This window comes from Streptomyces sp. 796.1 (assembly GCF_047525675.1).
Lineage (GTDB): Bacteria > Actinomycetota > Actinomycetes > Streptomycetales > Streptomycetaceae > Streptomyces.
Genome location: NZ_JBLIWA010000087.1, coordinates 1 through 7643 on the forward strand (window position 1 = coordinate 1; position 7643 = coordinate 7643).

Here is a 7643-nt window from a genome sequence, read left to right on the forward strand (position 1 = left end):
GGCGGCGACGGCGGCGCCGGCCGCGCGACCCCGGCCCCCGCCCCGCGCGCCGCCCCCAGCCCGGGCCGCGGCGCCGGCAACACCAGCGGTACGAGCAACACTTCGGGAGGTGACCGGCGTTGACGATCGAGGCCCAGCCCCACCCCATCGCGCCCCGCCGTACGTACTTGATCGGCCGGGCCCGCCCGAACGCGATCGTCGGCAAGAACCGCGAGACGGGCGAGATCGCCCTGATCATCGCGGGCGGTTTCGTCGGCATGATGTGCGGGTTGCTCGTGCCCGTCCTCATGCTGCGCATCGTCACCCTGGTGGGCTTCCCCATGCTCGCCCTCGGCATCGTCTACGTCCCGTACCGGGGCCGCACGTTCTACAGGTGGTTCGAGATCAACCGTTCCTACCGCCGCATCCTCCGCCGCGGCGCGACCTACCGCTCCGCCGCCGCCGAGGCCGGCACCCAGCTCGACGGGCGGGAGGTCGAGATCGGCCCGCCGCCCGGCATCGGCCACATCAACTGGCTCGCGGCGCCGTTCGGGCCCGACGAGATCGCCGTGCTGCTCCACGCCGACCGGCGCACCGTCACCGCCGCCATCGAGATCGAGGGCCCGGGCGTCGGCCTGCGCGACAGCGAGGACCAGGAGGCGCTGGTCGACCGGTTCGGCACGCTGCTCAAGCACGTGGCCAACGGCGACGGCTTCGTCACCCGGCTCCAGATGCTCGCCCGTACGCTCCCCGCCGACCCCGACGCGCACGCCAAGGACGTCGAACGCCGCGGCGACCAGTCCTCCCCCGACTGGCTCAAGGACTCCTACGACCAGCTCCAGTCGATGGTCTCCACCTCGTCCGAGCAGCACCGGGCCTACCTCGTGGCCTGCATGCACTACACCCGCGAGCTGGCCTCCGAGGGGCAGGCCATGGCCCGCGCGTCCCGGCACAGCGGCAAGCGCATCGACCGCGACGCCGGCCTCGCCGTGGTGATGGCCCGTGAGCTCACCGACATCTGCGCCCGGCTCACCGAGGCCGACATCCGGGTCCGCCAGCCGCTCGGCCAGAGCCGGCTCGCCTCGCTCGTGCACTCGATGTACGACCCGGACCACCCGATCGACCACATCCAGGCCATGTCCCAGCGCAACGCCTGGCCGGCCGAGCTCGACGCCATGGAGCCCACCTACCTCCAGGCCAAGACCCGCGAGTCCGTCACCCGCGCCCCCTGGTGCCACGCCACCGCCTGGGTCAAGGAGTGGCCGATGACCCCGGTCGGCGTGAACTTCCTCGCCCCGTTGCTGGTGCACACGCCCGACGTGATCCGTACGGTCGCGGTCTGCATGGACCTGGAGCCCACCGAGCTCGCCATCGAGCGGATGCTGACCGAGAAGACCAACGACGAGGCCGAAGCCAGCCGGCAGGCCAAGATGAACCGCACCGTCGACCCCCGCGACATCGCTGCTCACGGCCGTCTCGACCAGCGCGGCGAGGACCTGGCCAGCGGCGCGGCCGGGGTCAATCTGGTCGGCTACATCACGGTCTCCTCGCGTTCGCCCGAGGCGCTCGCCCGCGACAAGCGCACCATCCGCGCCTCCGCGGGTAAGAGCTACCTGAAGCTGGAGTGGTGCGATCGTGAACACCACCGGGCCTTCGTGAACACCTTGCCGTTCGCGACCGGCATCCGACGATAGGGGTTGCGCCGTGGTCGATCCGATGGGCGTCATCACCGAGGCCTTCACCAGTTTCGTCTTCGGGAAGGTGGAGACGACGCGGCTGCCGGTCCGCACCTCCACCGGCCAGGCCCAGGCCGTCTACCTGCCCACCGCCGCCCCCGGGCTCGGCGACTCGGGCGTGATCATCGGCCGTGAGGTCTACTCGGGGAAGGGCTACATCTACGACCCGTTCCAGCTCTACGGCCAGCAGTTGCCCGCCCCGCACTGGCTGGTGCTCGGCGAGTCCGGCAACGGCAAGTCGGCCCTCGAAAAGACGTACGTACTGCGTCAACTGCGCTTCCGCGACCGCCAGGTGGTGGTGCTGGACGCGCAGGGCGAGGACGGCGTGGGCGAGTGGAACCTGATCGCCCAGCAGCTCGGCATCACCCCGATCCGGCTCGACCCGATGGCCGCCCTGGACGGCGGCATCCGGCTCAACCCGCTGGACCCCTCCATCACCACCACCGGCCAGCTCGCCCTGTTGCGCACCATCATCGAGGTCGCCATGGGGCACGGCCTGGACGAGCGCTCCGGCTTCGCGCTGAAGGTGGCGCACGCGTACGTCAACGAGACCGTGACCGACCGGCAGCCGGTGCTCACCGACATCGTCGAGCAACTGCGCCACCCGGAACCGGAGTCGGCCGAGTCGATGAACGTCGACCTGGACGACGTGCGCGCCTGGGGCCTGGACGTCGCGCTGGTCCTCGACCGGCTGGTCGACGGTGACCTGCGGGGCATGTTCGACGGGCCGACCACCGTCGGCATCGACCTGGACGCGCCGCTGATCGTCTTCGACCTCTCGCACATCGACCGCAACTCGATCGCCATGCCGATCCTGATGGCGATCGTCGGGGTCTGGCTCGAACACACCTGGATCAGGCCGGACCGCAAGAAACGCATCTTCCTGGTCGAAGAGGCGTGGCACATCATCAACTCGCCGTTCGTGGCGCAGCTCTTCCAACGGCTGCTGAAGTTCGGCCGCCGGCTCGGCCTCTCCTTCGTCGCCGTCGTCCACCACCTCTCCGACGTCGTCGACGGCGCCGCCGCCCGGGAGGCCGCGGCCATCCTCAAGATGGCCTCGACCCGCACGATCTACGCCCAGAAGGCCGACGAGGCCCGCGCCACCGGCCGGGTACTCGGCCTGCCCCGCTGGGCCGTGGAGATCATCCCGACCCTCACGCCCGGCATCGCGGTCTGGGACGTCAACGGCAACGTGCAGGTCGTCAAGCACCTGATCACCGAGGCCGAGCGGCCCCTGGTCTACACCGACCGGGCGATGACCGAGGACTCCATGACCGCCGCACTGGCCGCCGAGGCCGAAGCGGAAGCAGAGGCCAGGGCAGCCGCCGCCGTCGAGCAGCGGTTCGCGGAGGAGGGCTTCGACGAGCCGTACGGGCCGTACGCGCCCTACGGCTACCCCGCGTCCGGCGCGTCGTCCGAGTCCACGGTGGCCTAGGTCATGGCCGCACCCAAGCGGGACGGCGCGCCCGAGCGCGGCATTCCCGACGGCCTGCTCGTCGGCGCGCTGCTGTTCCTGATCAGCATCACCCTGTTGGCCTGGCTGGCGACCGGGCTCGCCGGGCAGTTCGCGCACGGCAGTTGGCCGACGAACGTCTCCTTCATCCGCACCCCGCTCGCCATCCGTCACCTGGCCCAGGACCCGGGCGACCTGCCGACCGCCTGGCCGCACACCCCGGCCGACGAGCTGTCCGGGTACGGCCTGTTCTGGGGCATCTTCATCAGCGAACTGCTCGTCCTGCTGGTGGTCACGGTCTTCGTGGTCGGCACCGTCGCCCGCTACCGCCTGGTGCGCGCCCAACGGGCCGCCGACCGGCGGGCAGTCCGCGCCGCCCAGCAGGACGCCGCCCGCCACCCCCACGCCGACCGGCGCCCCACCGCCCCGCACCCGGAGCAGCAACCGCACGCGGAGCAGCCCCCGGACGCGTACGCACCGGGCCCGGTCGAGGCCGCACCGACCGACCCGTCGCCCCACTGGGGCCCGACCGCGCAGGCCCCCGCCCCTGCCCCGCAGCCGACCGGCCCCGCCCCGCACATCGACCCGGCCGCCTACTTCACCGCCGTCTTCCCGCCGCCGGGCACCGGCCAGAACACCGAGCCCACACCCCGGGTCGCGCCACAGCAACAGCAGCCGCAGGAGCACGCACAGCACCAGCCCGGCGGCCCGACGGCCCCATCGGCACCGGCGCCCCAGTCGGCACCGGCCGCCGTCGCCGAACCGGCCGCCACCCCGCACACGCCCCCACCGCCGGCCGCCCCATCGACCGGGCCATTGACCGGGCCATTGACCGCGCAGGCTACCCCGTACGGCACGACGCCCGTGCACGGCGTCCCGGCGCAGCGCGGGCCCGGCTGGCCGGGCGCCGAGCCGCCGCGGGTGCGGTACGGGACGGCCGCCGACCGGCAGGAAGCCGCCCTTCACGCGATCTTGGACGCGGCCGGGCCGACCCTCGTGACCAGCAGCGACGCCACGCTCTGGGCGGAGACCGCGGGCACCCGCGCCAAGCTCGGCCCGGTGCACGTCTTCGACCCCACCCATCTGCTCGACACCCCGGCCCGGCTGCGCTGGAACCCAGCCGGCGGCTGCGAGGTGCGCGAGGTGGCCGCAGCGCGGGCCACGGCCCTGCTCGCCCCGGTGCGCCCGGCATCGCTCATCGAATCGGCGACGGCCGACGCGGCCGAGACCCTGCTGCGCTGCTGGCTGCACGCGGCGGCCGTGGACGGCCGCCCGTTCCGCCAGGTGCACCGCTGGGCGCAGGGCACCGCGGCCCACGAACCGGTGCGCGTCCTCCGTACCAACCCCAAGGCCAGCAGCGGCATGGCGGGCGAGTTGGAATCGACGCTCACCGCCCACCCGGAGCGTCGGGACCAGGCCCAGGAGCTGATCACCACGGCGCTCGGCGCGCTGTCCTCGATCCACATCAGGGACGCCTGTAGCGCCAGCCGGGCCGATGCGCTCGCCCTGGAAGGCTTCATCGCGGAGGGGGGGACGTTGTACGTGGTGGGCGAGTCGCTGGAGGACCCGCGGAACCGGCCGGGGGCGATGCCGCTGCTCACCGCGTTGGTCGCCGGCGTCGTGGAGCAGGCCCGCAGGTTGGCCGAACGTTCCGCCGGCGGCCGGCTCGACCCGCCGCTGACCCTGGTCCTGGACGACATCGCGGGCGTCGCCCCGTTCCCCGCCCTGCCGGACGTGGTGGCGAACGGCCCCGCCAGCGGCCTCCAACCCCTGGCCCTGATGCGCTCCCCGGAACAGGCCAGGACCCGCTGGCCCCGCACCCACGCCAGCCTGGTCGGCTAGGACCGGCCGGCGCCCCGCCGCCTCTCACCCGGCGACCGGCCCCACTCTGCGACCGATCTCCAGCAGGTCTACGGCCGGCCTACGCCCGGTTCACGACCGCAGCCGGGCACCGAGCCGGGCCGCCTGCCGCGTCAGATGGTCGCGTTCGGCGAGGTTGGGGGCCTGGTGGGCGGCCTCGACGTACAGCCGCCGCGCGGTGACCAGGTCGCCGTCGCGCTCGTGCAGGTACGCGGCCACCGCACGGTAGCGGGGCAGCGTGTCCTCCAGCGCGGCGAGGGCGGCGAGCCCGGCGCGCGCCCCGTCGGCCTCACCGACGGCCACCGCGCGGTTGAGCCGTACGACGGGGCTGTCGGTGAGCCGCTCCAACTCGTCGTACCACTCGACGATCTGCACCCAGTCGGTCTCGTCCGCGGTACGGGCGTCCGCGTGCAGCGCCGCGATGGCCGCCTGGGCCTGGAACTCGCCCAGTCGGTCGCGGGCCAGCGCGGCCTGGAGGATCGCGACGCCCTCGGCGATCACCGTGGTGTCCCACCGGCCGCGGTCCTGCTCGGCGAGCGGCACCAGGCTGCCGTCGGGCGCGGTACGGGCGGCGCGCCGGGCGTGGTGCAGCAGCATCAGCGCGAGCAGCCCGGCGACCTCGGGGTGGTCGATGGTCGACGCGAGCTGCCGGGTGAGCCGGATGGCCTCGGCGACCAGGTCGACGTCGCCCGAATACCCCTCGTTGAAGATCAGGTACAGCACCCGCAGCACGGTGCCGACCTCGCCCGGCCGGTCGAACCGCACGACGGAGACGGTGCGCTTGGCGCGGCTGATGCGCTGCGCCATGGTCGCCTCGGGCACCAGGTACGCCTGGGCGATCTGCCGGGTGGTGAGCCCGCCGACGGCGCGCAGGGTGAGGGCGATGGCGGAGGACGGCGTGAGCGAGGGGTGGGCGCAGAGGAAGTAGAGCCGGAGGGTGTCGTCGGCCGCGGACACCGGGCCGGGCGCCGGCTGCTGTTCGATGAGGTCCTCGCGCCGGCGCCGGGCGGCGTCCGCGCGCGTGGCGTCGATGAACCGCCGCCAGGCCACGGCGACCAACCAGCCCTTCGGGTCCCGCACGGGACCGCCGGCTCCGGTCGCCTCACCCGCCGGTCCTTCGTCTGGTCCGGCGGATGCGGTGGCCCGGGGCCCGGGGGCCCAGGTGCGGAGCGCTTCGATGAGGGCTTCCTGCACGGCGTCCTCGGCCGCCGCGAAGTCGGCTCCGCGGCGGACGAGGACACCGAGCACGCCCGGTACGAGGCTCCGCAGCAGGGCCGCGTCCACGGCGGCTGCGGGCCCGGTACCGGCGGCTGCGTCGGGTGTGGTCACGACGTGGTGGTGGGCGGCGCGGAGAGGAGGGGGCGCAGCTCAAGCCACTCGTAGATCGGCTTGCCGCCGACGCCGGGGGCGGCCGACAGTTCGCCGGCGAGTTCCAGGGCGCGGTCGTAGCTGTCGACGTCGATGAGCATCCAGCCGGCGATGAGGTCCTTGGTCTCGGCGAACGGCCCGTCGGTGACGGGCGGGCGCCCCGGCCCGTCGTAGCGCACCCAGGTCCCTTCGGGGGCGAGTCCCTGGGCGTCGACGAACTCGCCGGACTCTTCGAGCCGGGCCGCGAAGTCCCGCATGAACTGCACATGGGCGGAGATCTCATCCGGCGTCCACTCGTCCATGGGCGGGCAGTCCATCGCCGGCGCGCCGCGGTAGTGCTTGAGCATCAGGTACTTGGCCATGGTGGGCTCCTCGGTCCGGGTGCGACCATTGTGGTCGCGCTCACCCCGGGGACGGAGCCGGCCACGGCTTCTCGACATGGCCGGCCGAAATTTCTTCAGGAAATTTCTCGGGCTCCGCGGAGCCCGAGCTTCCGTCTCCACTCGCACTCCACTCGCCTCGCCCGCGGGTGGCGCGTACGGGTTCGGACGTACGGGCTTCCGCCGGTACGAGCTTCCGCACCCGGCCCGGCCCCGACCGCTTCGGGCTCAGGTTCCGGCTCAGGGCCGGCTGAGTGCCAGTTCGTACTCGGTCTGGTCGGGCTGGTTGGGGTAGGCCATGGTGTTGCCGGTCGGGGTGAAGCCGAAGCCGGCGTAGAAGGCGCGGGCGCGGGCGTTGTCCTCGTGCACCCACAGGCGTACGCGTTCGACGGGGAAGGCGGGGAGTTCCCAGGACCAGTCGAGCGCGGTCTGGAAGAGCTGCTGGGCCAGGCCGCTGCCGCGGTGCTCGGGGCGGACGTAGACGCCGACGAGGTGGGTCTGGTTCTGGTCCTGCTCGATGAGGACGATGGCCATGCCGGCCAGCGGCTGCGGGGCGCCGGGCTCTCCGCCCGTGGGCTCGGCGACGAAGGTCTTCTGTGTCACGCCGGCTTCGCCCTGTGCGGCCCGCTCCTGCCAGAACGCGTCCGGCTTCGGGGCTTCCTTCTCGTACGTGCTCGCGAAGGCCATTCGGGCGACCGGGTCGGCGAGCGCGGCCAGCCGCAGTTCCTTGAGCGCGGCCCATTCATCGCCCTTGAGGGCCCTGACCAGGTAGTTCATGGCCACAGCATCGCAGCCATCGGCAGCGTTCTCCAGAACTTTCTGGGCAACGCAAAAAGAGCCTTGTTGGGACCACGGTCCCAACAAGGC

At 73.0% G+C, this 7643-nt stretch carries 6 protein-coding genes; 3 read left to right on the forward strand and 3 right to left on the reverse strand.

Features of this window, described 5'->3' with window-relative positions; all coding sequences use genetic code 11:
• Positions 1-125: 125 nt before the first annotated feature.
• The 3 genes from ACMA1D_RS31650 to ACMA1D_RS31660 are packed head-to-tail and all read left to right on the forward strand — an operon-like array spanning position 126 to position 5010.
• Entirely contained in the window at positions 126-1673 is a 1548-nt protein-coding gene (locus ACMA1D_RS31650) for an SCO6880 family protein (RefSeq protein WP_414727421.1), read from the forward strand.
• 22 nt (positions 1674-1695) lie between these two features.
• Complete coding sequence (locus tag ACMA1D_RS31655) at positions 1696-3150, forward strand: ATP-binding protein (protein WP_414727422.1); 1455 nt, start codon at positions 1696-1698, stop codon at positions 3148-3150.
• Between the two features lie 3 nt (positions 3151-3153).
• A complete protein-coding gene (locus ACMA1D_RS31660) occupies positions 3154-5010 on the forward strand; it encodes a hypothetical protein (protein ID WP_414727418.1) in 1857 nt (618 codons plus the stop codon).
• Positions 5011-5100: 90 nt separating this feature from the next.
• Here ACMA1D_RS31660 and ACMA1D_RS31665 read toward each other — a convergent pair whose 3' ends face one another.
• From ACMA1D_RS31665 to ACMA1D_RS31675, 3 genes are all read right to left on the reverse strand, one after another.
• Positions 5101-6312 (reverse strand): RNA polymerase sigma factor, encoded by a 1212-nt coding sequence (locus ACMA1D_RS31665; RefSeq protein ID WP_414727423.1) that lies wholly within the window; start codon positions 6310-6312, stop codon positions 5101-5103.
• A gap of 41 nt (positions 6313-6353) precedes the next feature.
• The gene (locus tag ACMA1D_RS31670; protein WP_414727419.1) at positions 6354-6758 is read right to left on the reverse strand and encodes a YciI family protein; all 405 of its coding nucleotides are present in this window, start codon (positions 6756-6758) and stop codon (positions 6354-6356) included.
• Between the two features lie 258 nt (positions 6759-7016).
• Entirely contained in the window at positions 7017-7553 is a 537-nt protein-coding gene (locus tag ACMA1D_RS31675) for a GNAT family N-acetyltransferase (protein ID WP_414727420.1), read from the reverse strand.
• Positions 7554-7643 lie beyond the last annotated feature (90 nt).

Coding starts and splice junctions, on each gene's coding strand:
- ACMA1D_RS31670 (WP_414727419.1), bottom strand. CDS start 6,758: ATGGCCAAGTACCTGATGCTCAAGCACTACCGCGGCGCGCCGGCGATG.
- ACMA1D_RS31660 (WP_414727418.1), top strand. CDS start 3,154: ATGGCCGCACCCAAGCGGGACGGCGCGCCCGAGCGCGGCATTCCCGAC.
- ACMA1D_RS31675 (WP_414727420.1), bottom strand. CDS start 7,553: ATGAACTACCTGGTCAGGGCCCTCAAGGGCGATGAATGGGCCGCGCTC.
- ACMA1D_RS31655 (WP_414727422.1), top strand. CDS start 1,696: ATGGGCGTCATCACCGAGGCCTTCACCAGTTTCGTCTTCGGGAAGGTG.